Source organism: Bradyrhizobium sp. CSA112 (genome assembly GCF_029051645.1).
In the GTDB taxonomy this organism is placed as follows: Bacteria; Pseudomonadota; Alphaproteobacteria; order Rhizobiales; family Xanthobacteraceae; genus Bradyrhizobium.
The window spans coordinates 40,405-64,934 of the sequence record NZ_JAACFS010000020.1 but is presented as its reverse complement, the minus strand read 5'-3'; the positions used below and the strand labels follow the sequence as shown (position 1 = coordinate 64,934).

The following is a 24,530-nucleotide window of genomic DNA, read 5'->3' as shown; positions in this document are numbered from 1 at the left end:
GAGCCCTGAGCGGCAACGGATACCGATTCCGCAAACGGGCGCGATCCGGAGGCTGAATCGTGACGCAAGGCGACCCGACCGACAATGCCCTGGCGACCATCGCCAGCATTCTTGACCCGCCGGAAAGCCGTCGCGAAAGCGAAAAAACCGCGGTCACCGAGCAAAAGCCCGCGACCCCTCCGCCCATCCCCGTGGCCACCTCGCCCATCGAGGCTCATGGCTATTCAAAGTTCGGTCCCGGGCCGATGGCGGCGATCCGCCTCAAATGGACAGTCCGCCTCGACAATGGCGACTACTATGTCGACGAAACCATCGGCGAGAATTCCACGCCGATCGTTACCGGCCCGATGTCGAGGGAGGCCGCGATTCAGATGGTGGACGATCGCGAAAGCGACGCACGCCGGCGTTTCGAGCAATTGAAGAGCGAGATGACCGGACGCAGCGTTGCCGCCAGTCAGGCCAGCCAGGACAGCGGCGAAGCGTAACCTTCCGGCGCTGTAAGACGTGAGGGGGGATGGTCCCACCGTCATACCCGGGCTTGTCCCGGGCATCCACGTCTTCACTTTGGTCGGGCCTAAAGACGTGGATGGCCGGGACAAGCCCGGCCATGACGAACTCTTTGAGGCGGCGCGCTGTTCTGACGGCTATCTCGGCGGCCCCAGAAAATCTTTCTTGGCCAGATCGACGCCGGCGTGGCGCAGGATGTCGTAAGCCGTCGTAACGTGAAAGAAGAACTGCGGAAGGCTGAATGTCAGCAGCAGCGATTTTCCGGTGAATTTTCGTTCGGCGCCGTTTTTGAAAGTGAAAACGACTTCCTTGTCGGTTGCGGCGTCGATTTCCGCAGGCGGCAAGCCTTGCACAAAATCGATCGCCGCCGATATCCGCGACTTGAGTTCTGGAATGTCAGGCTCGGCGTTTGGGAATGTGTGAGGCGGACGCCCAGCCAGCAGTGCGCAGGCAACGATCGCATGCCGGCTGGCTTCTCCCACCTGCTGCTTCAGGTCGTACATGGTGGGAGAGAGCCGCATGTTCAGAAGAACTACGGGATCGATGTTTCGAACTTCGGCATGGGCCGAGGCCTGGTCGAGCAGGCTGGACAGATTCCCAAGATAAGGCACGAACACGCCGACGGAAGCTTCGTGAAGCGAGACGGTCACGTTCGATTTCTCCGGCTGGCACCGCGTGAGTATCTGGTCTAAATCCGACACCATCGCTTACAGCGATGTCATCTATTATTTCGCCGTAGCTGGGCGACCCTGTTTTCGCAGGAAATTGACCGTCTACTGGGCGCTATTTAGACTGCCCAAGTTAGACTGCCCAATCGAATTTGAACCTAAGCCGCTAGGACACGACTTAATAGTTTGAAAGTGATCTGGATCACGTTTGGTGAAGCAGTCGCTGCGTACTAGGGAATTCGGATTCCCTGCTCAGGAGGTCGCATAATGAAGAAGTGTCTCGCTATCGCTGTGCTCTTGCTGGCGAGCACCGTCACTGCCGCGCAGGCCCAGTACTCCTTCGAGTATGGTGGCCGCACCATTACGATCGATCCCGATCGCGGCACCGTTTCCATTCCTGGCGTCTACGATAATACCGGCAAGAAGGCCAAGCGCCCGCGTGGCGAGGAAGGCGATCTGGATCGTCCGGGCAAAAAGGCGCCGCAGCAGGCGAAGACCGCACCCGAAGCTACAACCCCGGCCGCGCCAGCACCGGCTGAGCAGGCCGCCGCTCCTGCGGCGACGGCGCCAGCGCCTGCCGCCCCTGCTCCGGCCGCTCCCGCCGCTGCAACGGCCACGCCATCGACGGCGACGGCGGCGGTTGCGCCGACGGATGCCGCTGCGCCCGCGGCAACACCCGCCGCTCCTCAAGCGTCACCGAGCGCCGCTCCGGCGGTACCGCCGGCGCCCGCCCCCGTTGCCGCACCGGCACCACCGCCGCCGCAACAGAAACAGGCCGCCGCCCCGGCAGCTTCGACGGCGAACTCACCGCTTGGCGTGTGGCTGACGGAGGAAAAGGAAGGCAAGGTGCGGATCGAGCAATGCGGCCCGAATCTCTGCGGCTATTCCATCGACAAGAAGTCGGAGCAGAACGGCGAGCAGGTCTTGATCAACATGAAACCCGGCAAGGATAAGTGGAGTGGCCGGATTCTCGATCCGACCACCGGCAGCACCTATGACTCGACGATCGCCCTCAAGGGCACCGACAGTCTGCGCGTTCAGGGCTGCGCCTTCGGCGGCATGTTCTGTGGCGGCCAGACCTGGACCCGCGTCAACTGACCGGCAGGCACGGCCTGTACATTCGACCGGAGCCCCGCCGTAGCGCGGGGCTTTTCATGAGCCCTGTCTTTTCATGAGTCCTGTCTTGGCGTCCCGTTCTTGGCGTCCCGTCGCGTGATGGTAATCACAGTCACCATGGAACCGGCGTGAGAGTGTGATCGTGTCCAACCAAAGGGGCACGTCATGGTAAAGTCTCGGAAATCCGTAATAGCCGCTACGCTGCTTGCTGCACTGGGCCTTGCGACACCATCCGCAGCCGCAACATTCGACGGCGCCTGGAATGTGCAGATCAACTCGTCGAACGCCGCCTGCAGCAGCGGCGCGTCAGTCTCGATCGGGATCAGCAACGGCCAGGTCGCCTCGAACAACGCCGCGGTAACGGCTTCCGGCCGCGTCGCCGAAGCCGGCACCATCCGCGTGACCCTTGAGAGCGGCATGAAGCGCGCGGTCGGCTCCGGCGTTCTCACGGGCACGTCAGGTTCGGGCACGTGGCGCGCAGCCTTGTGCTCCGGCACCTGGACCGCTCAGCGCTTGTGAAGCGGCAGGAATTTAGCCGACCTTCACGGAATACTCCGCGTCGCTCACGTGCTCCATCCAGGTGACGTAGCTTCCGTCGAACGCTTCCTGCATGGCAATGTGGGTCATGCTGTTGGTCGGCGAAGCGCCGTGCCAATGCTTCTCGCCGGGCGGAATCCAGACGACGTCGCCGGGCCGGATTTCCCTGACAGGTCCGCCCTTGGCCTGGACGCGGCCAACGCCTGAAATCACGTACAGCGTCTGCCCTAGCGGATGCGTGTGCCATGCAGTGCGCGCGCCCGGCTCGAACGAGACGCGTGTCGAGACCAGCCGCGCCGGTTGCTCCGTTGCGATGATCGGATCCTGCAGCACCGTGCCGGTGAAATAGTCCGGCGGCGCCCGGCGCGTCGGCCGGGAGCCAGCGAGATGGATTTCCATGGAGTTACCTCTACTGGTTGATGTTATTTCTTCGTAGCGGCGTAGCGCGCCTTGGTCTCGGCGTTCATCGGATAGAGGCCTGGCAATGCTGCGCCGTTGTTCACCTCGTTGACGATCCAGGCCTCCATCCGCTCCTGCTCCGGCCCTTCGGCCAGCACGTGATCGAGTAGCGCCTGCGGGATCAGCACCGCCCCGTCCTGGTCGGCGACGACGATGTCGTTCGGAAATACTGCAACTCCGCCGCAGCCGATCGGTTCGCCCCAGCCGACGAAGGTCAGCCCGGCCACGGAAGGCGGCGCTGCGAAGCCGTCGCACCAGACCGGAAGATTGGTGCCAAGCACGCCTTCGACATCACGCACGACACCGTCGGTGATCAGCGCGGCAACCCCGCGCTTGACCATGCGCGCGCAAAGAATATCGCCGAAGATACCGGCGTCAGTGATGCCCATGGCGTCGACGACAGCGATGCAGCCCTTCGGCATGGCTTCAATCGCGGTGCGGGTCGAAATTGGCGACGACCAGGATTCCGGTGTTGCCAGATCCTCGCGCGCGGGCACAAAGCGCAGCGTAAAGGCCGGGCCGACCAGCCGCGGCTGCCCAGGCCGCAGCGGCTTGGTGCCGCGCATCCAGATGTTTCGCAGGCCCTTCTTGAGCAGAACGGTGGTGATCGTGGCGGTGGACACGCCGGACAGGGTTGCGAGAGCTTCAGGGGACAGGGACATCTGGAATGCGGGCTCCGAGGGATGGATGAAAGGTAGCGCATCTTGCGGGGCGCGGGCATCGCGTCAAGGGCTCGCGGAAAGCAGCGCGATCACAACATCTTATCATCGGCATGCAGATTAATTTATTGAACTTACTGGATGATTTCGCGCGAAGCGAATTCCACTCGCGCCCAAAACACGCTACAGGTTGAGACCAGCACAGGAGCATGATCCGGAAAAGTGGGTACCGGTTTTCCGAAGAGATCATGCTCAAAAGCAATAGCTGCGAGACAGTTACGAGGCCATGGCCGCGACGCTATCCCCGCCCCGCCTTTTGCCGAGTGGCGACAGCGCCATCACGGTGGAATTCAGCCGCAACATCGATGACGCCGCCAACCGGCGGGTGCTGGCGCTTGACCGTGAGCTGGCTGCAGAACCCATCGCAGGCATCACCGAGACCGTGCCGACCTATCGTTCGCTGCTGGTGCATTACGACCCCGTGTTGATCGATTTCGACAAGCTTGGCGAAAAGATTCTCGCGCTCGCGCAGCGGCCGGTACCGGCAACGACAAAGACCCGGCGCTGGCGTATTCCGGTTGTGTATGGCGGCGAGCACGGCGTCGACCTCGAGGATGTCGCAAAAACCCTCAACACCACACCCGACGAGATCGTGGCGCGGCATGTCGCCGGTGATTACCGCGTCGCGATGATCGGCTTCACGCCCGGGTGGTCCTATCTCAGCGGGCTCGCCGATAGCCTGCACATGCCGCGGCGGCAGAATCCGCGCTTGCTGACGCCGGCCGGCACCATCTCGATCGGCGGGGTACAGACCGGCGTGCAGTGCTTGGCCGGCCCGAGCGGCTGGCACCTTCTGGGACGGACGGCGGTCCGCACCTACCAGCTTCATCGCGATCCGATCTTCCTGCTGGAGCCGGGCGACAACGTCACCTTTGCGGCTGTCGATGCCAAAACTTTCGAGGAGCAGGATCGCGCTGCCGAAGCCGGCGAGTTCATTGCCGAGCAGATCGCCTCATGAGCAAGCTCGTCATTGCATCGATCGGCCCGGCAAGTTCGGTGCAGGACGGTGGACGTCCCGGCGCTCAGCGTTACGGCCTGGTGCCGAGCGGCGCGATGGATCGGCTGGCACTCGCGGCCGCGAATACGCTGGCCGGCAATGAACCGTTCACGGCGGCGGTCGAAGTCGGTCCGTTCGGAGCAAGCTTTACCGCGCGCGGCGGCGCGGTGCGCGTTGCGCTGGCCGGAGCTCCGCGCAATGCCGATATCGCCGGTCGTGCCGTGGCATCAGATACTTCCGCAACCCTCGCCGATGGCGAGACCCTGACGCTGGGCTTTGCCCGCGGCGGTTCGTTCAGCTATCTCGCGATCGAAGGCGGCATTGCCGGCGAGCCGATGTTCGGCAGCCTTGCCGTCAACGCGCGCGCCGGCCTCGGCAGCCCCTATCCGCGTCCGCTGCAGGCCGGCGACGAACTGCAGACCAAAGCGGCAAGCAGCGCGCCGGAGCGGCGGATCGAACTGCCGGCGGCAACCGACGCGCCGATCCGCATGGTCTGGGGTCCGCAGGATGACGAATTCGCCGACGAGACCAAAAAACTGCTTGTCGACAGCGAATGGAAGATTTCGGCAACCAGCGACCGCATGGGCTACCGGCTCGAAGGCCCCTTGCTCAAGCACCTGCACGGCCACAACATCGTCTCAGACGGTACCGTCAACGGCAGTCTGCAAGTGCCCGGCAATGGCCAGCCGATCGTGTTGATGCCCGACCGCGGCACCAGCGGCGGCTATCCCAAGATCGCAACCGTGATTTCGGCCGACCTCGGGCGGTTCGCGCAGATTCCCGCCGGGCGCGCCTTTCGCTTCCGGGCCGTCAGCATGGCGGAAGCACAGGCGGAAGCGCGCAAATTTGCAGAATTGCTGCGCACCCTGCCCGAGCGGTTGCGCGCAATCGAAAACATTGATCTCAACATCGACGCGCTGCACGATGCCAATGTCGCGGGCCACGCCGTCAGCGCAGTCGATGCCGGAACCTGGCACGCAGTATCTCTGGCCGATGCATCGGGCCCGGACTGACGCTTACGGAATCCACTCACGAGAAGCGGACCAACATCATGACAACCATCGACCTCAATTGCGATCTCGGCGAAGGATTTGGCGCGTGGGAAATGGGCAATGACGCCGCGATGATCGAGCTGGCGACGTCGGTGAATGTCGCGTGCGGCTTTCATGCCGGCGATCCTGACATTATGCGCCGCACCGTTGAGCTTGCGAAAGCGCGCGGCGTCAGCGTCGGCGCGCACCCTGGCTATCGCGACCTGCATGGCTTCGGCCGGCGGCCGATCCCCGGCTTGAAGTCTTCGGAAATTGAAAATCTCGTCGCCTACCAGATCGGCGCGTTGCAGGCGATCGCAACCGCGGCCGGCTACAAGGTCACGCATGTGAAGGCGCATGGCGCGCTCTCCAACGTCGCCTGTGAGGACGACATGACCGCGAAGGCCATCGCCGACGGCATCAAGGCGGTCGACCCCAATCTGATTTTCGTGGTGCTCGCCAATTCCAAGCTGGTGCAGGCGGGCGAAGCCGCCAACCTGCCGATGGTGCACGAGGTGTTTGCCGACCGTGCCTACGAGGACAACGGCTCGCTGGTGTCGCGCAAGAAACCGGGCGCCGTGCTGCACGATGCGAAGACGATTGCCGACCGCGTGGTGCGGATGGTGCAGGACGGCGCGGTGGTGTCAGTCACCGGTAAGGTGATCAAGATGCGCACCGACACCGTGTGCATTCACGGCGATACGCGAGGCGCAGTCGACATCGCGCGCGGCGTGCGTCAGGCTCTGAAGGATGCCGGGATAACGGTGGCGCCGTTCAGGACGATAATTTGATTCCTAGAACGGATGAACCGACAGCGTGCCAAACACGATGGCGGCAATGAGCGCGAACGCGCCGTAGGCCGCGGCGGTATGCAAGCCGCTGCCGGAACGGCGGGACACCGAGCGTGCGTAAAGGTGGAGGCGGGCTTCCGCCGATAGTTCGCGCATGATCGATCTCCAACGCGGCATGGACTGCATATGGAATATCGTTCGCGCTCCGATGCAAGATATCAGCCGAAATAGCGATATGGGCGCTCCGGCGCGCTCCGTTTCGAGGGGAAAATTCCCCTCCTCCCGACCAGCGCGAGAATTTTATTCGAGCCGATTTGAGCCAGTTGGAACCCGGATTGGTAAACGTTTCTGCCGGAACCGGCCATTCTTCTTCATTCGCCGAACGGCTCAGCCGGCCGAGCTAGGCTTCCAGCGCCCGATCCCGAAGGCGGCCAGGTGTCCGGCTATATCAGCCGGATCAAATGCGGGCCCGGCAAAGGCGCCGATGGCTTCCGAGGCGTCTGGGGCCTTGCCCTGGCGCCCCATGGCGGCGTCGTAGAGGTCCGGCCTGAAAACCCCCATGGCGGTTCGGAGCGCGTCGGGCCGCATCACCGTCTGACCCCAGCGCACCATCTGCGCATAAAGCCAGGCGGCCTGCGCTGGATCGGGCCTGCCCGCGCCCTCGCGCCCGACCAGAAGATAGCGGCCGCTCTCGCGCCGCTGACCGTCGGGTGAAATCTTCAGTCGGCCGTCGAGGGTGCGCTGGATCACCTCGGCGCCGACGCCGAGCCGGTCCGGCCGCGCCAGGACATGCGCGGTCTCGGCGCGGTTTCCGGGATCCTCGATGTATTCGGCGGCATGGGAAGCCGCCCGGATCAGGGCAGCCAGCGCGCCCGAGTTCTTTTCCGACCAGCTTTGCCTGACCGCGAGCACCTTTTCTGCCGCGCGCACCAGGATATCAGAGACGAAATGCAGGATGTGGCCGACACCGAGATCGACCGCGACCGAGTTCCAGGGCGCGCCGACGCAGAACGCATCGACATGGCCATTGGCGAGGCTGTCAACCATGTAGGGCGGCGGCAGCACCACCAGGCGAACATCCTCGTCGGGATCGACCCCGCCTGCCGCCATCCAGAACCGTAGCTGGTAATTGTGCGTGGAGAACGGGAACGTCATGCCGAATGTCAGCGGTTCCGCGCCGCTCTTGCGCCTGATGGCCACGACGCGGGCGAGCGCCAGCGCGGTAGCCATGGGATCGAGGGCGTCGCCCTCGATCTCGCTCATGATCGCGGCGTGCAGCGCCGGCGACACCGTGATCGCGTTGCCGTTGAGGCCGAGATTGAACGGCGCCACGATCGGCACCTTGACGTGGCCTAGCCCGAGGCTGGAGGCGATCGCCACGGGCGCCAGCAGATGGGCGGCGTCGAACAGGCCGATATTGAGTTTGTCGCGAACGTTGGACCACGACACTTCCCGTACCAGCGTGACATCGAGCCCTTCGGCGGCCGTAAAGCCCTTGTCGACGGCGATGATGAGCGCGGCGGCGTCGACCAGCGGAATGAAGCCGATATGCAGCGGTGTGGTCATTTCAATAGCTCCGAGGCGGTCAGGATCGACTGCGCGATCTCGCCGATCTTCTTTTTCTCGCGCATCGCCGTGGAGCGCATCAGCACATAGGCCTCGTCTTCGGTGAGGCCCTTCACCTTCATCAGGATTCCCTTGGCGCGGTCGATCACCTTGCGCTCCTCGAGCGCGGATTTGGTGCGGTCGAGTTCGTCCTGCAGCTTCGAGAAGGCGTTGAAGCGGGAGATGCAGAGGTCGAGGATCGGCTTGATCCGCTCCTTCTTCAGGCCATCCACGATGTAGGCGGAGACGCCGGCATCGACGGAGGCCTGGATCGAGGCCGCGTCGCTCTGGTCGACAAACATGGCGATCGGCCGCCGCACCGCGCGGCTGACCTGGAACATCTGTTCCAGAACGTCGCGGCTAGGGTTTTCCAGGTCGATGAGGATGACGTCGGGGTCGAGCGCATAGATCCGCGCCAGAAGGCTCTGCATTTCGCTGATATGCACGACGCCGGTAAAGCCTGCCTCCCGCAAGCCCTCTTCCAGGATTGCGGCCCGGATCGGGCTTTCGTCGACAATGACGATTTTCGGCGACGACTCAGCGCTCATCGATCAACTCTTACCCCGGCCGGGCATCCATAGCACGTCAGAAGCTGGCGCAAAGCCTTGTAATTATGAGTAATTAGGACTAGCTCGCGCCGATCAATCAGGCAGAAATGGATATGCAACAGGCCGCTGTGCCAAAAGTCAGCTTTGTTTCCCTTGGGTGCCGTAAGACAACGCATGTAAATTTTGGGCCTGCCCACTCCACCACTAGGCGCCGGTCATTTGGACTATCGACAAGTCAATTTCGACGCGTGCTCGTCACCTCCTAGCGGGCACTCAAACTGACGCGGAGCGATCTACGTGAGGTTGTGCGTGCCGGGTGCCTGATGTTATCGGAACAAGTTCGCAACACATTGGACGGCAGGGCGCAGGAGTATGACAAGCGGGGGATCGGAGCAGGTGGGCGTAGTGACCCGCCCGAGGAGCGTTGTATGGTACGAGCGGCTTGCCTGGACGGCGTTAGTCGTCGGTTTGGCGTCTGCCGCTGCGAACCCCGCTGAGTTCGCCAAGTACTACCATCAGTATCACGGCGGTAATCTGATTTTGATGGTTGTCATCAACGCGGTGCAGCTCCTGTGGATTTGGCTGGTAGCCCGTAGGCGACAAAATTGGGCTCGATGGATCAGTCTCCTCTGGTTACTGCTCGGTATCCTCGGCATCGCATTGATCGAGGATATCGGGGAACGCTTCCAGCTTAACCCCGTCGCGACCATCATCTATTACGTAGCGTTCGCGATATGGATGGTCTCCGTAATGCTACTTTTCCGCGCCGACGCCCGCGAGTGGTTTTCCCGAAAGCGCTTCGCGTCCTCCCAAAGGATTCCCCATGGCAGATGATCTTCAAGTCGAGATATCACCTCCCATGAGTAGGGGGATGAAGCTGCGATTCTCCTCGGGCTCGCAGCAATTCGAGGAAGACTTCACGACGAGTGTTTATCCTTTTCTAGAACAGCTTTGTGATGCGATCCGCGTTTTGCACGACGGCTTCATTGATGAAAGAATTCGTCTTCTAATAGGTGCTCCGGAGTGTGAGTTATGCCTGCAAGCCGCGGCGGAATCGTCACAGGCCGTCCTCAAAATAAATCTCTGGCCGGATTGGAAGCGCAGCGCCTTGGTCCCTGAGCCTTCAGTCTTCAGGTTTGAAGGTGGACGGCAGGATATTGTGTCACCATTTGTCTTAGCTCTCAGGAACTTGCGAGCAAGGTTAAGCGACGCGAACTTTGAGCGAGAATATGGGGCACCGTTTCCAGCCGCGGCATACGCGAAATTGATGCAGCGGGCCCAATGACGGGCATCGGCCCATCGCGTAGGCCTCCGGGTTTCCACCCTTCGGAAACGTCACTCCCCCTCACCCGTGACCCGGCAACGCATCCATAGCACGACGAAAGCCGCCGCAAAGCCTTGTAATTATGGGCAAATGGGACTAGCTCCTGCCGATCAATCAGGCAGATGAAATATGCAACAGGCCGCTGCGCCCAAAGTCAGCTTTGTTTCGCTTGGGTGCCCCAAGGCGCTCGTGGATTCCGAGCGCATTATCACCCGGCTGCGCGCCGAAGGCTATGAGCTGGCGCGCAAGCATGACGGCGCCGATATCGTCATTGTCAATACCTGCGGGTTCCTCGACAGCGCCAAGCAGGAATCGCTCGGCGCCATCGGCGAGGCGATGGCCGAGAACGGCAAGGTCATCGTCACCGGCTGCATGGGCGCCGAACCCGAGCAGATCGAGGCGGCCTATCCGGGCGTATTGTCGATCACGGGCCCGCAGCAATATGAGAGTGTGCTGGAGGCCGTGCACCGCGCGTTGCCGCCGGTCCATAACCCGCATCTGGATCTGGTGCCGCCGCAGGGTGTCAAGCTGACGCCGCGGCACTACGCCTACTTGAAGATTTCCGAAGGCTGCAACAACCGCTGCAGCTTCTGCATCATTCCAAAACTGCGCGGCGACCTGGTATCGCGTCCGGCCAATGACGTGCTGCGCGAGGCGGAAAGGCTCGTCACGGCCGGCGTCAAGGAATTGCTGGTCATTTCGCAGGACACCTCGGCCTATGGCGTTGACGTGAAGTATGCGGAAAGTCCGTGGAAGGATCGCCAGGTCCGCGCCAGATTTTTCGACCTCGCCAAGGAGCTCGGCGAACTCGGCGCCTGGGTGCGCCTGCAATATGTCTACCCCTACCCGCATGTCGACGAAGTCATCGCCCTGATGACCGAAGGCAAGATTCTGCCTTACCTTGATATTCCCTTTCAGCATGCAAGCCCGGACGTCCTGAAGGCCATGAAGCGTCCCGCCGCGCAGGAAAAGACGCTGGCACGGATCAAGAAGTGGCGTGAGGAATGTCCTGACCTGACGCTGCGCTCGACCTTCATCGTCGGCTTTCCCGGCGAAACCGATTCCGACTTTGCTTATTTGCTCGACTGGCTCGAAGAGGCCGAGATCGATCGTCTCGGCTGCTTCAAATACGAGCCGGTTGCGGGCGCCGCCTCCAACGCGATCGGCCATGCCGTGCCCGACGAGATCAAGCAGGAGCGCTGGAACGCGCTGATGGCGCGGCAGCAAAAAATCTCCGCCCGCCGCCTCAAGCGCAAGGTCGGCACAAGGCAGCAGATCATCATCGACGAAGTCGGGCCGACGGTCGCAAAGGGTCGGTCAAAGGCCGACGCGCCGCAGATCGACGGCGCGGTCTATCTTTCCAGCCGCCGCCCGCTGAAGGTCGGCGAGATCGTCACCGCGAAGATCGAGCGGGCGGATCAATACGACCTCCACGGTAGCGTCGCGGGGTTCTGAGGCCGTTCGACGCCGCTTGACATCCACTGGCGTCAGGCTGTATGGGCCATCGCCATGAAACTGAACCGGACCAACCGCCGCGCCTGCCTGCGTCGTCGCTCCAGCGACGATGGGTTGCGCCGTGTCCGACGACAACGCTGATCAGCTAGTTTCAGCAAAGTTTTCGAGAAGGCCGCACCCTCAAAAGTGCGGCCTTCTTGCGTTTCGGCCTGCCCCTTCCCCAAAACCCCTGAGGAGCCTGACATGACCAACGCTACCCATCCGTTCGACGCGCTGATGAACATCACCGCACGCCCGCAGGCCGTGTTCGTTCGCGGCGAAGGCGCCTACCTCTGGGACGACAGCGGCAAGCGCTATCTCGATTTCATGCAGGGCTGGGCCGTCAACTGCCTCGGCCATTCGCCTCCGGTGGTCGCCGAAGCGCTCGCCGCGCAGGCCAAGCTGCTGCTGACGCCAAGTCCCGCCTTCTACAACGGTCCTAGCCTGAAGCTCGCGCAGGCGCTGGTCGAGAAGAGCTGCTTCGATCAGGTGTTCTTCGCCAATTCAGGCGCGGAGGCCAATGAAGGCGCGATCAAGCTCGCGCGAAAATACGGCGCAAAATACAAGAACGGCGCGTTCGAAATCATCACCTTCGAAGGCGGCTTTCACGGCCGCACGCTCGCAACCATGTCGGCATCGGGCAAGAAGGCGTTTGAGCCGTTGTTCGAGCCGAAAGTATCGGGATTCCGCAAGGCCAGGCTCAACGACCTCGATTCAGTGAAGGCGCTTATCTCGGACAATACGGTCGCGGTGATGCTGGAGCCGATCCAGGGCGAAGCCGGCGTCTGGCCGGCGACCGATCAATTCCTGAAGGAGTTGCGCGCACTGACCAGGCAGCACGGCCTGCTGCTGATCGTCGACGAGATCCAGACCGGCATGGGCCGGACCGGAAAACTGTTTCACTACGAACATGCCGATATCGAGCCCGACATCATGACGCTTGGCAAAGGCATCGGCGGCGGCGTGCCGCTGGCCGCCCTGCTTGCGACCGCGCATGCGTCGTGCTTCGAGCACGGCGACCAGGGCGGCACGTTCAACGGCAATCCCTTGATGTGCGCCGCCGGGCTTGCCGTGCTTGAGGCGGTTTCAAAGCCGGAATTCCTGAAAGGGGTAGCGGATGCCGGCCTGTTTCTGGAAAGCGAGCTGCAAAAACTGTCCGCGCGTCACGGGCTCGGCGAAGTCCGGGGCCGGGGTCTGTTGCTTGCGCTCGATCTCAAACTGCCGATCGGCGCCTCGATTGTGGCCGAAGCGCTTGCGGACGGCGTGCTCATCAACTCGCCGCAGCCCGATGCGCTGCGCTTCATGCCGGCGCTTAATGTCACGCGTGAGGAGATATCGCTGATGATCGATTGCCTTGATGCGATCTTGGTGAAGGCGGGTGCGGCGAGACGCGTGGCGTAGGTTTTTGTTGTCGTCATTCCGGGATGGTGCGCCAGCACCAGACCCGGAATCTCGAGATTCCGGGTTCGATGCTATGCATCGCCCCGGAATGACAGTCGTGGACTCTACGGCCGCAGGATCGCCGCCCCCGTCGTCGCCCTGCTCTCGAGCTCGATATGCGCCTTCGCCGCGTCCTTCAGCGCGTAGGCGTGGTTGATTGGCACGTGGAGCTTGCCGTTGATGACGGCGGCAAACAGCGTGTCGGCGCCTTCGAGCAATTCCTTGCGGGTAGAGACGTAGTCGTTGAGCTTCGGCCGGGTCGCGAACAGCGACCCGTGATTGTTGAGCTCGGCGAGCGGGAACGGCGGCACCGGGCCGGAGGCGTTGCCGAAGCTGACGAACAGGCCGCGGGGCCGAAGGCATGACAGGGAGCCCGGGAAGGTGGTCTTGCCGACGCCGTCATAGACGACGTCGCAGAGCTCGTTGCGGCTGATCTGTTTCACGCGTGCGACGAAGTCCTCCTCGTTATAGAGGATGACGTGGTCGCAGCCATTGGAGAGCGCGAGATCGGCCTTCGCCTTGGAGCCCACGGTGCCGATCACATGTGCACCCAACGCCTTCGCCCACTGGCAGGCCAACAGACCGATGCCACCCGCGGCGGCATGGATCAGCACGCGATGGCCAGGCTCGACCTTGAAGGTCTTGTGCAGGAGGTACCAGACGGTCAACCCCTTGAGCATCAGGACCGCGCCCTGTTCGTAGGTGATGTGGTCGGGCAGCTTGACCAGCTTGTCCGCCGGGATCACTCGCTCGCCGGCATAGCCGCCGAGCGTAAAATAATAGGCGACGCGATCGCCGGGATGAAAGTTAGTGACGCCCGGGCCGACGGCTATGACCTCGCCGGCGGCCTCGTTGCCCGCGATGAACGGCAGTCCCGGCGCCTTGTAGAGGCCGGTGCGGAAATAGACGTCGATGAAGTTGAGACCGACGGCGTGTTGACGGATGCGGACCTCACCAGGTCCCGGCGCCGGCACCTCCACATCTTCATACACCAGGGCTTCCGGACCCCCTACCTTGTGCACGCGCACAGCCTTGGTCATGACAGTCTCTCCCTCGGTATTTCCTGGAACGCCCAACCTGAAAGGCGAAACGAAAGCCATCGCCGGGCGGTTGTCAACTCACCTGCCGGCTATCCTGGCGGCCTTCTTGCGGTTACGCCTGGCGAGCACATTGAACATTTCGACCGCGGCCGCGAACAACATGGCAAAATAGATGTAGCCGCGCGGGATATGGAATTGGAATCCGTCCGCCACCAGCGCCACGCCGATCAGCACCAGGAATGCCAATGCCAGCATCTTGGTGGTCGGGTGATTGGCCACGAACCGGGCCACCGGACCCGACGAGACGTACATGACGACGCATGCGATCACCACGGCGGCGATCATGATCTCCAGATCCTGCGCCATACCGATCGCGGTGATGATCGAGTCCAGGGAGAACACGATGTCGATGATGATGATCTGCACGATCACCCAGAAGAATGCGCTGGTCCTGGGTTCGGCATCGAGCTCGCTATCGCTCGCCTCGACCTCGCCATGAATTTCATGCGTCGCCTTCGCGATCAGGAAGGCTCCGCCGGCAATCAGGATGATGTCCCGCCAGGACAGTTCGACATTCCTTATCGTGATGACGGGCTCCGTCAGGCCGATCAGCCACACCAGCAGGGTCAGCAGCAGGATGCGGAACACCAGCGCCAGCAGCAAGCCAATTTGACGCGCGCGTTTGGCCTGCGCCGCCGGGATGCGCGAGACGATCACGGAGATGAAAATGACATTGTCGATGCCGAGCACGATTTCCAGCGCCGTCAATGTCAACAGCGCCGCCCAGGCTTCCGGGCTCGTCAATAATTCCATCATGCCCTGAACGACTTGATTTGCCGGATCACGGCGTCGCTTCCTATTACGTACGCGCCAATGGCGCAAAGCGCGGCGACGACGGGCGCGCCCACGTTGAAATCGCAGATGAGCGTGTAGATCGCGAGCACGGCTCCGATGGCCATCAGCCACAGGGTCAGCCAGCGCAGACGCACCACCCGGATCGGATGCAACACATGAAACGGCGCGAATGTCAGCGCGATCAGGGCTGCAATGCCAAGGCTGGAAAGCACAGGCGGTAGGTGCAACAAGAACAAGTAAAACGCCGCGGCGTTCCATAGCGCGGGAAAACCGCGGAAATGATTGTCTGACGCCTTCATGCGCTTGTCCGCAAAATAAAGCGCACCCGACACCATAATGCCGATGCCGAGAATTGGTGCCGCTACCGGCAGCAGCATCCCGCTCGCCGTGATGGCATAGGCCGGAACGAAGACGTAGGTCACGTAATCGACGACGAGATCGAGCACCTCGCCCGACCAGTTCGGCTGCAACCGAACGACCTCCAGTTTTCGCGCCAGCGGACCGTCGATCGCATCGATGATCAGGGCGACGCCAAGCCAGCCGAACATGCTGGCCCAGTGCTCGCGTACGGCTTCCAGCATTGCAAGCAGCGCGATGCCGGCGCCCATCGCCGTGAAGATATGTACGGCGAATGCTGCGGTTCGCATTCGGCTGGTCGCCGGGACGGAAACTGGCTCGGTTGTCTGGTCCATTGCTCGAGCAGTGCTATCAGGAATCGCCCCGGTTTGCATATCGGCGCTTGCGGCGTTCGGCCGCGCGATTGGGCGGAAACATTTCGGCCAGTTGATGGCTTGAAAATGCCGGTCCGAACGTCAATTGTCCCAGTATGAACGATGCATCGCAACTTTATGACGCCGCCGTGATCGGCGGCGGGCCGGCGGGGTTAACCGCGGCCATCGCGCTGGCCGCAACCGGCGCGAAGACCGCCCTGCTCGCGCGCCGCGTCCCCTATGCCGACAACCGCACCACGGCACTGCTCGGGGCTTCCACCGATCTGCTAGAACGTCTGGACGTCTGGTCTCGCTGCCGGGACAAGGCCGCCGCCTTGCGGACCATGCGACTTGTTGACGACACCGGCCGGCTGATCCGAGCGCCCGAGGTGCGGTTTTCCTCGGACGAGATCGGTCTCGAACAGTTCGGCTACAACATCGACAACCGATCGTTAATGGTTGCGCTCGAAGAACGCGCCTCCGAGCTTTCGAACCTGACCCGATTTGACGATGAGGCGGCAACGATCGACCCGCGGGATGCGGCCGTTGCCTTCCGGACCGGCAAGGGCGAGCAGTTGGCCGCGCGACTGGTGATCGGCGCGGACGGCCGGCAGTCGCCTTCCCGCGAGGCGGCCGGAATCGGGATCAGCCGGCGCGCCCTGCATCAATCGGCGCTGACCTTCAACATCACCCATTCGCGGCCGCACAACGGCATCTCCACCGAGTTTCACACCTCGCAAGGCCCGTGCGTATTCGTTCCCCTGCCTGGCAACCGCTGCAGCGTGGTGTGGGTTTCGGCGACCAGGGAAGCCGAGCGGCTGATGTCGCTCAGCGATGACGAATTGTCGGAGGCTGCGGAAAGGCAGTCGCACTCCATTCTCGGCCGCGTCCAGGTTGAAGCCGGGCGCAACGTCTTTCCACTGACGATCGAGCGTCCCGACCAATTCGCCAGCCATCGTGTCGCGCTGGTCGGTGAATCCGCCCATGTGGTGCCGCCAATCGGCGCGCAGGGCCTCAACATGGGATTGCGCGATGCGGCTGATATCGCCGACATCGCGGGCAGTGCGATCTCGCTCGGGGAGGATCCGGGCTCGCCGGCGGTGCTGGCGCGCTATCAGTCCGCCCGCCGCGCCGACGTCGCGAGCCGGTTGATTGCCATCGATGTCGCCAACCGTTCATTGCTCAGCGCGTTCCTGCCCCTGCAATCGCTGCGTGCGGCGGGCATGCACCTTCTTGGTTCGTTCGGCCCGCTGCGGCGATTCGCCATGCGTGAAGGACTGGCGCCAACCTGGAAGCGCGTAAGCTAGCTCCGGACGCCAGCGTGAGGGCTGCGACCTGGCCCAACTCTACTTTGCATGGGGTTGTTTTCGCGATTTTGTATCTCCGCGCCACACTTACGGAAACACCAGCCGTCCGCTCTGGATGAACCACATCACGCTGGTCAGCGTGACCACGGAGGCGAAGGTTCCGATCAGGACGGCGACCGACGCCGGCTCGATCCAGGTGTTGTTCTGCCGGGCGATCACGAACACGTTCAGCGCGGGCGGCAGTGCTGCCATCAGGACGGCGGTCGCCGCCCAGGGCTGCGCGAACGGGCCGAACAGCAGCATCAATCCGAACACGATGAGCGGATGGACCAGCAGCTTGATTGCTATCACGCCGGGCACTTCCCAAGGTACGCGATCGAACGGGCGTAGCGCCACGGTAACGCCCAGCACGAACAGCGCGGTCGGCGCGGCGGCGTTCTGCAGGAACAGCAGCGTCTTGCCGATCGCGACCGGCAGTTGGATATGCAACGCCGCCGCAAGTGCGCCCGCGACGGCCGACATGATCAGCGGGTTCATGACGATCTGCCGTGCCGCGATACCAACCGCGTGCAACATCGACGGATGCTTGCGATCGGCTAGCGCGATCAAGAGCGGCACGATCGAGAACAGGAAGATGCTGTCGCAGCAGAAGATCAAAGCCGTCGGCGCCGCCGCCTTGCTGCCGAGCACCGCGAGCGCCAGCCCAGGTCCCATATAGCCGATGTTGCCGTAAGCGCCGGCAAGGCCGGCCATGGTGGCCTTGCGCAGCGACAGTTCGCCGATGAAGCGCCCGGTCACCATCGCAAGCACGAACGCGCTTACGGTCGCCAGGGTGGTCGCGATCAGAAATGGCGGGTTGTTCAGTTCGGAAAATGGGGTCTCCGACATGATGCCGAACAGCAACGCCGGCAGAGAAACATAGAGCAGGAAGAAGTTCATCCAGGCGAGGCCTGATTCCGGCAGCCCTCTGGTCTTGCCGCAGGCAAAGCCGATGAAGATCAGGCCAAAATAGGGAAGCGCTAGGTTGAGGATATCGACCATCTCGGAAACGTCTTTTCGTTAGTAATTTCGAGGGCATGGCGTCAAATCTGGCCACCACACGTAAAGGTTAATTAGTCCTATTGCCCCTAGCATCGGCCACAATCATGGTCTATTCGACGGGACATGATCAAAGCGCGCACCGCCAAATTTCAGATCGGGCAGATCGTCCGCCACCGGGTGTTTTCATTCCGCGGCGTGGTTTTCGATATCGATCCGGAATTCAACAATACCGAGGAATGGTGGTTGTCGATCCCTGAGGAGGTCCGGCCTCACAAGGATCAGCCGTTCTATCACCTGCTCGCGGAAAATTCGGAGTCCGAATACGTCGCCTATGTCTCCGAGCAAAACCTGCTGCCGGACGATTCCGGCGAACCGATCCGGCATTCGCAGGTGGCCGAGATTTTCGTGAAGGACAAGTCAGGCGGCTACCGCCCACGCAATCCATCGCTGAACTAGCCATCTCTGCCCGCAACGAAAAAGGCGCCCTGGTCGGGCGCCTTTTGTGTTTTGTCGAACGACGCAGCGCTTACTTCGCCGCCGGGTTGGCGCCAGCGCCAGCCCCCTGCTGCTCGAGCTTCTTGCGCTGCTCTTCAGCCCGCTTCTGCAGCTCTTCCTGCAACTTCCTTTGGTTTTCCTCGAACTGCTTCGGATCGGTCGGCGGGCCGTCGTAGGCCTTGGCGAATTCACCCGCGAGCGGCAGCGGCAGCGTCAGCGGCGCGCCGTTGGAATTAATAGCCTGAACAACCAGATTCTGGCCCTTCTTCAGATTGGCAATCAGCTCAGGGGTGGCTTCGTAGTCGGACATGCAACCGTTCTGGAAGCAGATCACGTAGGGGCTCTGCTGCGGCGCATTGCTGTCGACGATGATCCGGGTTCCGTGCACGAGCTGCATGCCGAGCGGAAGGGTCACGCGCAGGAGCTTCTTCGGCTCGCCTTCCGGCTCGATGATCACGGCGGCAATGACCGGCTGGCCCGACTCGATGCGACCGTCCTTGCCGGTGAAGCACACCTGCTTGGCGTTGGCTTCCTGACCCTTGAGGCAGAACTTGGTCCAGGGGGCGTAGATCAGTTGGACCTGCTGTTCCTGCGGAGCGGCGCCGGCCGGGGGAGCGCCAGCCGGCGGGGCTTGCGCGGCCGGAGCGCCGGCCGGAGCCTTGGGAGCAGCCTTCGGAGCCGCTTTCGGAGCGGCGGGCGGGGCTTTGGGGGCCCCAGGAGCCGGCGCAGGCTGCTGCTGGGCCTGCGCGCCCGAAGCGATCAACGTTGCCGACAATGCCGAGGCCGCCAACAGGGCCAAAACCTGCCCACGCGGCCGGATCGACCCGGCCAAGATACCGAAATTCATTGCGGAAAACCCTTTCTGAACCGGAGCGCCCGAAACCGCTACAGGCACCGACACCAAGCCGCGCTGGGGCGGCTGTCTCGTTGGCAATTGAGGCGGATACGTGACAGGCGTTCCCGCCGTCATCAACTGCCCGCCTTCAATACAGCGGCAGACGAAAAGATCAATGCCGGCAAGGTTCTTTGGTGTTCCTCGCAGGCTGGCGCCGGAGCCTATGGTAAAGCTTGCTTCGTGCGCATTTCCGAATCAAATTCCTGCCCGCCTATGGCCGTCTCCGGGCGTATCCGGCTGCGTGTGTTGGTCGGCATTGCCCTCGCGCTGGGTGTGGCGCTGGTCGCGCCCGTCGGTGAGGCGAAGGCGGATGAAAGCCACGCTTTGGCAATGCACGGCACCCCGGCCCTTCCCGCCGGTTTCACGCATATGCCCTACGCCAATCCCGATGCGCCGAAGGGCGGGCGGCTGGTCTGGGGCATTCTGGGAACCTTCGACAGCCTCAATCCCCTGATCGTCCGTGGCCTCGCCGTTCAGCAGATCAGGGGATTTGTAGTCGAGAGCCTGATGGCGCGCGGCAATGACGAGGCTTTCACGCTCTATGGCTTGCTGGCCAAAAGCGTCGAGACCGACGACGCGCGCAGCTACGTCACCTTCCACCTCGACCCCAGGGCGCGCTTCGCCGACGGCAAGCCGGTCACGGCAGAGGATGTCCTGTTTTCCTGGACCTTGCTGCGCGACAAGGGCCGCCCCAATCACCGCCAGTATTATTCCAAGGTCGAAAAGGCCGAGGCGCCCGATCCGCTCACCGTGCGGTTCGATTTCGGCGGCGCTAACGACCGGGAACTGCCGCTGATCCTCGGCCTGATGCCGGTCTTGCCGCGGCATGCGATCGATCCCGCGACGTTCGAGGAAACCACGATGAGCGGACCGATCGGCTCCGGCCCCTATCGCGTCACCGCCGTCAAGCCAGGCGCCAGCGTCACGCTGACCCGCAATCCCGAATACTGGGGCCGCGACCTCCCGGTGAACCGCGGGTTGTGGAATTTCGACGAGATCAGGCTCGACTTCTATCGCGAGTCCAACGGCCAGTTCGAGGCGTTCAAGCGCAGCCTCTATGATTTTCGCGTCGAGCACGAACCACTGCGCTGGCACGACGGCTACGATTTTCCGGCGGCCCGCAGCGGTGAAGTGATCCGCGACACCATCAAGCCCGGAATGCCGCAACCGTCGGAATTCCTGGTGTTCAACACGCGGCGTCCGGTGTTTTCAGACATCCGGGTGCGGCAGGCGCTGACGCTGCTGTTCGATTTCGAGTGGATCAACCGCAATTACTTTTTCGGACTCTATGCGCGCGCGGCGGGCTTCTTCGCAGGATCCGAATTGTCCGCCTATGCCCGCCCTGCCGACGAGCGCGAACGCGAACTCCTGAAGCCGTTCGCCGAGCGCATCCGCCCCGATATCCTCGACGGCAGTTACCGCCTGCCCCTCACCGACGGTTCGGGCCGCGATCGCACGACCTTGCGCAGTGCACTGAAATTATTGTCGGAAGCCGGCTACGATCTCGATGGAACCGTGCTGCGGCAGCGTTCGACCAGAACACCGCTCGCCTTCGAAATCCTGGTGACGACGCGTGACCAGGAGCGGATCGCGCTGGCCTATCAGCGCGACCTCAAGCGCGCCGGGATCGAGGCCAGCGTTCGTGCGGTCGATCCTGTGCAGTTTGACCAGCGCCGGCTCGGTTACGAGTTCGACATGCTGCAGAATCGCTGGGATCAGTCGCTGTCCCCCGGCAACGAGCAATCCTTCTACTGGGGCAGCGAGGCCGCCGACATTCCCGGCACGCGAAATTACATGGGGGCCAAGGAGCCCGCCATCGACGTCCTGATTGCGGCGCTGCTCGAGGCGCGCGAGCGCCCGGCCTTCGTGTCCGCAGTGCGGGCGCTCGATCGCGCCCTGATGTCGGGCTTCTACGCTATCCCCGTCTTTAACGTGCAGGAGCAATGGATTGCGCGATGGAATCGGATAGAACAACCTGCAGCGACCGCGTTGACGGGCTACCTACCGGAAACCTGGTGGCAGAAGCCGGAAATGAAGTGAACCCGCCAAACGATCCCCCCGTGACAGAACCGAAGTAACGCCGTGACCCAGCCCACCGCTTCGCCAACGCTCGATACGTTGTTTAAACGGAACCTGGCACGACAGCCGGATGCACTGGCGCTGGTCGATGCCCCCAACAAGCCGCGCGTGACCGGCCAGCCGCCGAAGCGTCTCACCTTCGCGCAGGCCGACCGCATGATTTCGTCGTTGGCCGCGCACTTCATCGAATCCGGCTTGCCGTCCAATTCCGTGATCGCGGTTCAACTGCCGAACACCGTCGAATTCGCGCTCACCGTGCTCGCCGCCTTCCGCGCCGGGCTGGTCGTCGCGGTGTTGCCACTGCTCTGGCGGCAGTCGGAATTGACCATGGCGCTCAACCGCACGGCCGCGCGGGCGATCGTGACCTCGGGCAAGGTCGACGGCGTGATCTATTCGGATATCGCCATGAACGCCGCCTCCGAAGCGTTCTCGATCCGCCATGTCTGCGGCTTCGGCAGCGAGCTGCCCGAGGGCATGGCCTCGCTCGACAACGCCATCTTCCGGGAATCCCCGACCACGCGCCCCGTGATCCAGGACGGCCGCAAGGCGGCGCTGATCTCCTTCGACGTCACTTCGGACGGCTTCCGGCCGGTCCCGCGTGCCCACCTCGGCCTGATTGCCGGCGGCCTGGCGATATCGCTCGAAAGCGACGTGCCGCAGGGCGCAACCGTCCTGTCGGCCTTCTCGCCGATGTCGTTTGCCGGCCTCACCTCCTCGCTGGCGGTCTGGTTGCTGTCGGGCGGAACACTGGTGCTGCACCATCCGTTCGACGAGGAAGTGCTGGAACAGCAGATCAACGAACATCGCTGCGACACGCTGATTACCCCGGCGCAACTGGCGTTGCGGCTGGACGAGTTGGATCTCGCCGCGCGGATGCCGAGCCTGCGCAATGTCATCGGCCTGTGGCGCACGCCGGAACAGGTCGGCTCCAGCGCATGCTGGGCCGCGCAACAGGCGACGCTGACGGATGTCTATCTGTTCGGCGAGGCCGGATTGTTTGGCGCGCGCCGAATCGCCGAGGACGGCTCGCCGGCCGTGATCAAGCCCGGCCCCCATGGCGCACCACGTGAATTGCCGGGATCGTCGATCGCAGGCGAGGTCCTGCTGACACCACGCGGCACGCTCGGATTGCGCGGACCGATGGTGCCGGTCGCGGCCTATGCACCGCCGCCACCGCCGAGCGACGCCCCGATTGCGTCGCCGCCGCGCGACTACGTCGATACGGATTACGGAGCGCGGCTCGACCGCGTGACCGGCGCGATCAACATCACCGCGCCGCCGTCCGGCGTGATGGCCGTCGGCGGCTACCGGTTCCTGGCGCAGGACCTGCAGGAGTGGGCGCGGCGGCTTGGCCAGGGCGCGCTGCTAACCGCGCTGCCTGACCGGCTCAGCGGCCACCGGCTCGCCGGCCGCGCCCTCGACAACGCCCGGGCCCGAGATGCGTTGACAGAACTCGGCCTTAACCCGTTGATGATAGAAGCATTTCGCGATCGGAGCAGCGCCGCCTGAGAGCCTCCGGCCAGCCGGCGTTGACGCCGCATTAAGCGCCGCAAACTAGGATCACGGCTCCAGATGCGCGCTTGATCCGAGTTCTAAAAATATGTCCCAGCAAGGCCCGATCCTCATCGTGTCGACCGCGAGACGGCCGTCCTTTGCCGCCACGCTTGACGTCGCGGGGCTGTTTCCGGTGGTCGAGACCGAGTGGACGGCCGCCGCGCGCGCGGTCGAGCAGGTGCAGCCGGCTGCCGTGTTGGCTGCAACCACCGGCACCGATGAAGCCGGACTGGCGGAGCTGGCAGCGCGGGTCGCGGCGCGCCAGCCCTATCTGCCGCTGATCGCGGTAGACCCGCAGCTCCCGTTTCCGGACAACGTCATTCCCTTCTTTCAGAACCAAGTCTCACAAACTCAAGTCTCACAAACTCAAGGCGGCACCAACCGGCTGGTCGCCCGCCTGAATGCAGCGCTACGCGTGCGTTCGTTGCATGCAACGGTCATGCGCCGGCTGGTGCCGTCAGCACCGATGGCGTTATCGCATATCGATCCAGCGCACGACGCCACCGTGCTGCTGGTCGGCCGCGGCGGCGCCTATCCCACGCTCTCGGTTGCGCTTGGCGAGCGCACCGGCGTGGTCGGCGCGCTCTCCATCGAGGCGGCCGCGAAGCACCTCAACGTCAGAGACATCGACGGCATCGTGCTGGGCGAAGGCTTCAGCCTGCGCGTGATCGACGCCTTCCTCACCGTGCTGACCGAGGACGCCCGCTTCCGCAATCTTCCCATCGTGGTGACGGGCGGCGATCTGGCGCCGGCCTACGATCTGCCGAACCTCGAGATCATCGCCGGTGATGCCGCCCAAGTGGCAGCGACTGCGCTGCCGCTGATCCGCCAGCACGCCTTCGAAGCACATCTGAGTCGCACGCTGAAGGCGATCGACGCCGATGGCTTGATCGACGCGCGGACCGGCCTGCTCACCCCGGAAGCCTTTGAGCGCGACTTTGCCAGCGCCATCTACCATACCCAGCAACGCGGCGGCGGATTGTCGGTCGCGCGCTTTGCGTTCGATTCCGAACATCCCCGCGCGCAATTCGACGGCGCGCGGATCATCAGCCGCCTGATGCGGCAAATGGATTTCGGCGTCGCCCAGCAAGACGGCTCGGTCGTCGTCGTCTTTGCCGAGACCGATCTCAAAACGGCCCACAGCATCGCGCGCCGGCTGTCGAGCGTGATGCGCCATACCAGCCACGGCAAGCGCGACGCGCGATCGGAGCCGGTGGTTACGGTCGCAACGTTGCTGCCGCAGGATTCCGCAAAGTCATTGCGGTCGCGACTGCAGGAAGAAGCGCAGCGGGCGGCGTCGTGAAAGTTCGCCACACCA

General features: G+C 63.2%; 26 protein-coding genes. 15 read left to right on the top strand and 11 right to left on the bottom strand.

Annotated elements, in window-relative coordinates:
- The first annotated feature begins 59 nt into the window (after positions 1-59).
- A complete protein-coding gene (locus GWE18_RS26980) occupies positions 60-485 on the top strand; it encodes a hypothetical protein (protein WP_275188720.1) in 426 nt (141 codons plus the stop codon).
- A 159-nt stretch (positions 486-644) separates the two neighbouring features.
- On the opposite strand, the gene GWE18_RS26975 is transcribed toward GWE18_RS26980, so the two are convergent.
- Complete coding sequence (locus tag GWE18_RS26975) at positions 645-1,157, bottom strand: DUF1993 domain-containing protein (RefSeq protein ID WP_275188719.1); 513 nt, start codon at positions 1,155-1,157, stop codon at positions 645-647.
- Between the two features lie 285 nt (positions 1,158-1,442).
- On the opposite strand from GWE18_RS26975, the gene GWE18_RS26970 reads away from it, so the two are divergent.
- Complete coding sequence (locus GWE18_RS26970) at positions 1,443-2,273, top strand: DUF2147 domain-containing protein (protein ID WP_275188718.1); 831 nt, start codon at positions 1,443-1,445, stop codon at positions 2,271-2,273.
- Between the two features lie 183 nt (positions 2,274-2,456).
- A complete protein-coding gene (locus GWE18_RS26965) occupies positions 2,457-2,810 on the top strand; it encodes a hypothetical protein (RefSeq protein ID WP_275188717.1) in 354 nt (117 codons plus the stop codon).
- Between the two features lie 12 nt (positions 2,811-2,822).
- Here GWE18_RS26965 and GWE18_RS26960 read toward each other — a convergent pair whose 3' ends face one another.
- Positions 2,823-3,227, bottom strand: a complete 405-nt coding sequence (locus GWE18_RS26960; RefSeq protein WP_275188716.1) for a cupin domain-containing protein — start codon at positions 3,225-3,227, stop codon at positions 2,823-2,825.
- A gap of 23 nt (positions 3,228-3,250) precedes the next feature.
- Positions 3,251-3,949 carry a ribonuclease activity regulator RraA gene (locus GWE18_RS26955; RefSeq protein WP_275188715.1) on the bottom strand — a complete coding sequence of 233 codons (699 nt, stop codon included), beginning with the start codon at positions 3,947-3,949 and terminating at the stop codon, positions 3,251-3,253.
- A gap of 283 nt (positions 3,950-4,232) precedes the next feature.
- On the opposite strand from GWE18_RS26955, the gene pxpB reads away from it, so the two are divergent.
- From pxpB to GWE18_RS26940, 3 genes are read left to right on the top strand one after another with little or no spacing between them, the layout of a single operon-like run.
- Positions 4,233-4,964, top strand: coding sequence for a 5-oxoprolinase subunit PxpB (gene pxpB / locus GWE18_RS26950; protein ID WP_275188714.1), 732 nt, complete (start codon positions 4,233-4,235; stop codon positions 4,962-4,964).
- Complete coding sequence (locus GWE18_RS26945) at positions 4,961-6,016, top strand: biotin-dependent carboxyltransferase family protein (RefSeq protein ID WP_275188713.1); 1,056 nt, start codon at positions 4,961-4,963, stop codon at positions 6,014-6,016. The genes pxpB and GWE18_RS26945 overlap by 4 nt, the downstream gene beginning before the upstream one ends.
- A gap of 38 nt (positions 6,017-6,054) precedes the next feature.
- Entirely contained in the window at positions 6,055-6,825 is a 771-nt protein-coding gene (locus GWE18_RS26940; protein ID WP_275188712.1) for a 5-oxoprolinase subunit PxpA, read from the top strand.
- 3 nt (positions 6,826-6,828) lie between these two features.
- Here the strand turns inward: GWE18_RS26940 and GWE18_RS26935 are convergent, their stop codons facing one another.
- From GWE18_RS26935 to GWE18_RS26925, 3 genes are all read right to left on the bottom strand, one after another.
- Positions 6,829-6,981 carry a hypothetical protein gene (locus GWE18_RS26935; RefSeq protein ID WP_275188711.1) on the bottom strand — a complete coding sequence of 51 codons (153 nt, stop codon included), beginning with the start codon at positions 6,979-6,981 and terminating at the stop codon, positions 6,829-6,831.
- A gap of 231 nt (positions 6,982-7,212) precedes the next feature.
- Positions 7,213-8,391, bottom strand: coding sequence for a CmpA/NrtA family ABC transporter substrate-binding protein (locus GWE18_RS26930; protein ID WP_275188710.1), 1,179 nt, complete (start codon positions 8,389-8,391; stop codon positions 7,213-7,215).
- Complete coding sequence (locus GWE18_RS26925; RefSeq protein ID WP_057852587.1) at positions 8,388-8,978, bottom strand: ANTAR domain-containing protein; 591 nt, start codon at positions 8,976-8,978, stop codon at positions 8,388-8,390. The genes GWE18_RS26930 and GWE18_RS26925 overlap by 4 nt, the downstream gene beginning before the upstream one ends.
- Before the next feature lie 396 nt (positions 8,979-9,374).
- Between GWE18_RS26925 and GWE18_RS26920 the strand changes: the two genes are divergently transcribed.
- The 4 genes from GWE18_RS26920 to GWE18_RS26905 all read left to right on the top strand — a co-directional run bounded on the left by GWE18_RS26920 (position 9,375) and on the right by GWE18_RS26905 (position 13,197).
- Positions 9,375-9,812, top strand: a complete 438-nt coding sequence (locus GWE18_RS26920) for a hypothetical protein (protein WP_275188709.1) — start codon at positions 9,375-9,377, stop codon at positions 9,810-9,812.
- The gene (locus GWE18_RS26915) at positions 9,802-10,263 is read left to right on the top strand and encodes a hypothetical protein (RefSeq protein WP_275188708.1); all 462 of its coding nucleotides are present in this window, start codon (positions 9,802-9,804) and stop codon (positions 10,261-10,263) included. Before GWE18_RS26920 ends, GWE18_RS26915 begins: the two co-directional genes overlap by 11 nt.
- Positions 10,264-10,431: 168 nt before the next feature.
- Positions 10,432-11,757, top strand: a complete 1,326-nt coding sequence (rimO, locus tag GWE18_RS26910; RefSeq protein WP_275188707.1) for a 30S ribosomal protein S12 methylthiotransferase RimO — start codon at positions 10,432-10,434, stop codon at positions 11,755-11,757.
- Positions 11,758-12,000: 243 nt separating this feature from the next.
- Entirely contained in the window at positions 12,001-13,197 is a 1,197-nt protein-coding gene (locus GWE18_RS26905) for an acetylornithine transaminase (RefSeq protein ID WP_275188706.1), read from the top strand.
- Positions 13,198-13,301: 104 nt separating this feature from the next.
- On the opposite strand, the gene GWE18_RS26900 is transcribed toward GWE18_RS26905, so the two are convergent.
- From GWE18_RS26900 to pcsA, 3 genes are all read right to left on the bottom strand, one after another.
- Positions 13,302-14,276, bottom strand: coding sequence for a quinone oxidoreductase (locus tag GWE18_RS26900; RefSeq protein WP_275188705.1), 975 nt, complete (start codon positions 14,274-14,276; stop codon positions 13,302-13,304).
- Between the two features lie 78 nt (positions 14,277-14,354).
- Positions 14,355-15,092 (bottom strand): TerC family protein, encoded by a 738-nt coding sequence (locus GWE18_RS26895; RefSeq protein WP_275188704.1) that lies wholly within the window; start codon positions 15,090-15,092, stop codon positions 14,355-14,357.
- Positions 15,089-15,823, bottom strand: a complete 735-nt coding sequence (pcsA, locus tag GWE18_RS26890; protein WP_342804300.1) for a phosphatidylcholine synthase — start codon at positions 15,821-15,823, stop codon at positions 15,089-15,091. The genes GWE18_RS26895 and pcsA overlap by 4 nt, the downstream gene beginning before the upstream one ends.
- 134 nt (positions 15,824-15,957) lie before the next feature.
- Here pcsA and GWE18_RS26885 point away from each other — a divergent pair, with 134 nt between their 5' ends.
- A complete protein-coding gene (locus GWE18_RS26885; protein ID WP_275188702.1) occupies positions 15,958-17,148 on the top strand; it encodes a UbiH/UbiF family hydroxylase in 1,191 nt (396 codons plus the stop codon).
- Between the two features lie 87 nt (positions 17,149-17,235).
- Here GWE18_RS26885 and GWE18_RS26880 read toward each other — a convergent pair whose 3' ends face one another.
- A complete protein-coding gene (locus GWE18_RS26880; protein WP_275188701.1) occupies positions 17,236-18,189 on the bottom strand; it encodes an AEC family transporter in 954 nt (317 codons plus the stop codon).
- 123 nt (positions 18,190-18,312) lie between these two features.
- On the opposite strand from GWE18_RS26880, the gene hspQ reads away from it, so the two are divergent.
- Entirely contained in the window at positions 18,313-18,645 is a 333-nt protein-coding gene (gene hspQ / locus GWE18_RS26875) for a heat shock protein HspQ (protein WP_057852594.1), read from the top strand.
- A 70-nt stretch (positions 18,646-18,715) separates the two neighbouring features.
- On the opposite strand, the gene GWE18_RS26870 is transcribed toward hspQ, so the two are convergent.
- Positions 18,716-19,531 (bottom strand): invasion associated locus B family protein, encoded by an 816-nt coding sequence (locus GWE18_RS26870; RefSeq protein ID WP_275188774.1) that lies wholly within the window; start codon positions 19,529-19,531, stop codon positions 18,716-18,718.
- A gap of 261 nt (positions 19,532-19,792) precedes the next feature.
- Between GWE18_RS26870 and GWE18_RS26865 the strand changes: the two genes are divergently transcribed.
- The 3 genes from GWE18_RS26865 to GWE18_RS26855 all read left to right on the top strand — a co-directional run bounded on the left by GWE18_RS26865 (position 19,793) and on the right by GWE18_RS26855 (position 24,515).
- The gene (locus tag GWE18_RS26865; RefSeq protein ID WP_275188773.1) at positions 19,793-21,619 is read left to right on the top strand and encodes an extracellular solute-binding protein; all 1,827 of its coding nucleotides are present in this window, start codon (positions 19,793-19,795) and stop codon (positions 21,617-21,619) included.
- A gap of 42 nt (positions 21,620-21,661) precedes the next feature.
- Positions 21,662-23,167: a class I adenylate-forming enzyme family protein gene (locus tag GWE18_RS26860; RefSeq protein ID WP_275188700.1), complete on the top strand. Its 1,506-nt coding sequence runs from the start codon at positions 21,662-21,664 to the stop codon at positions 23,165-23,167.
- A 91-nt stretch (positions 23,168-23,258) separates the two neighbouring features.
- Entirely contained in the window at positions 23,259-24,515 is a 1,257-nt protein-coding gene (locus GWE18_RS26855; RefSeq protein ID WP_275188699.1) for a GGDEF domain-containing protein, read from the top strand.
- The last annotated feature ends 15 nt before the right edge of the window (positions 24,516-24,530 follow it).

Bases quoted from the DNA above. Each gene is read 5' to 3' on its own strand.
- GWE18_RS26930 (WP_275188710.1), bottom strand. From the start codon at position 8,391: ATGACCACACCGCTGCATATCGGCTTCATTCCGCTGGTCGACGCCGCC.
- GWE18_RS26885 (WP_275188702.1), top strand. From the start codon at position 15,958: ATGAACGATGCATCGCAACTTTATGACGCCGCCGTGATCGGCGGCGGG.
- pxpB (WP_275188714.1), top strand. From the start codon at position 4,233: ATGGCCGCGACGCTATCCCCGCCCCGCCTTTTGCCGAGTGGCGACAGC.
- pcsA (WP_342804300.1), bottom strand. From the start codon at position 15,823: ATGGACCAGACAACCGAGCCAGTTTCCGTCCCGGCGACCAGCCGAATG.
- GWE18_RS26855 (WP_275188699.1), top strand. From the start codon at position 23,259: ATGTCCCAGCAAGGCCCGATCCTCATCGTGTCGACCGCGAGACGGCCG.
- hspQ (WP_057852594.1), top strand. From the start codon at position 18,313: ATGATCAAAGCGCGCACCGCCAAATTTCAGATCGGGCAGATCGTCCGC.
- GWE18_RS26870 (WP_275188774.1), bottom strand. From the start codon at position 19,531: ATGAATTTCGGTATCTTGGCCGGGTCGATCCGGCCGCGTGGGCAGGTT.
- GWE18_RS26880 (WP_275188701.1), bottom strand. From the start codon at position 18,189: ATGGTCGATATCCTCAACCTAGCGCTTCCCTATTTTGGCCTGATCTTC.
- GWE18_RS26965 (WP_275188717.1), top strand. From the start codon at position 2,457: ATGGTAAAGTCTCGGAAATCCGTAATAGCCGCTACGCTGCTTGCTGCA.
- GWE18_RS26935 (WP_275188711.1), bottom strand. From the start codon at position 6,981: ATGCGCGAACTATCGGCGGAAGCCCGCCTCCACCTTTACGCACGCTCG.
- GWE18_RS26865 (WP_275188773.1), top strand. From the start codon at position 19,793: ATGGCCGTCTCCGGGCGTATCCGGCTGCGTGTGTTGGTCGGCATTGCC.
- GWE18_RS26945 (WP_275188713.1), top strand. From the start codon at position 4,961: ATGAGCAAGCTCGTCATTGCATCGATCGGCCCGGCAAGTTCGGTGCAG.
- GWE18_RS26925 (WP_057852587.1), bottom strand. From the start codon at position 8,978: ATGAGCGCTGAGTCGTCGCCGAAAATCGTCATTGTCGACGAAAGCCCG.
- GWE18_RS26955 (WP_275188715.1), bottom strand. From the start codon at position 3,949: ATGTCCCTGTCCCCTGAAGCTCTCGCAACCCTGTCCGGCGTGTCCACC.
- GWE18_RS26915 (WP_275188708.1), top strand. From the start codon at position 9,802: ATGGCAGATGATCTTCAAGTCGAGATATCACCTCCCATGAGTAGGGGG.
- GWE18_RS26905 (WP_275188706.1), top strand. From the start codon at position 12,001: ATGACCAACGCTACCCATCCGTTCGACGCGCTGATGAACATCACCGCA.
- GWE18_RS26940 (WP_275188712.1), top strand. From the start codon at position 6,055: ATGACAACCATCGACCTCAATTGCGATCTCGGCGAAGGATTTGGCGCG.
- GWE18_RS26900 (WP_275188705.1), bottom strand. From the start codon at position 14,276: ATGACCAAGGCTGTGCGCGTGCACAAGGTAGGGGGTCCGGAAGCCCTG.
- GWE18_RS26970 (WP_275188718.1), top strand. From the start codon at position 1,443: ATGAAGAAGTGTCTCGCTATCGCTGTGCTCTTGCTGGCGAGCACCGTC.
- rimO (WP_275188707.1), top strand. From the start codon at position 10,432: ATGCAACAGGCCGCTGCGCCCAAAGTCAGCTTTGTTTCGCTTGGGTGC.
- GWE18_RS26960 (WP_275188716.1), bottom strand. From the start codon at position 3,227: ATGGAAATCCATCTCGCTGGCTCCCGGCCGACGCGCCGGGCGCCGCCG.
- GWE18_RS26895 (WP_275188704.1), bottom strand. From the start codon at position 15,092: ATGATGGAATTATTGACGAGCCCGGAAGCCTGGGCGGCGCTGTTGACA.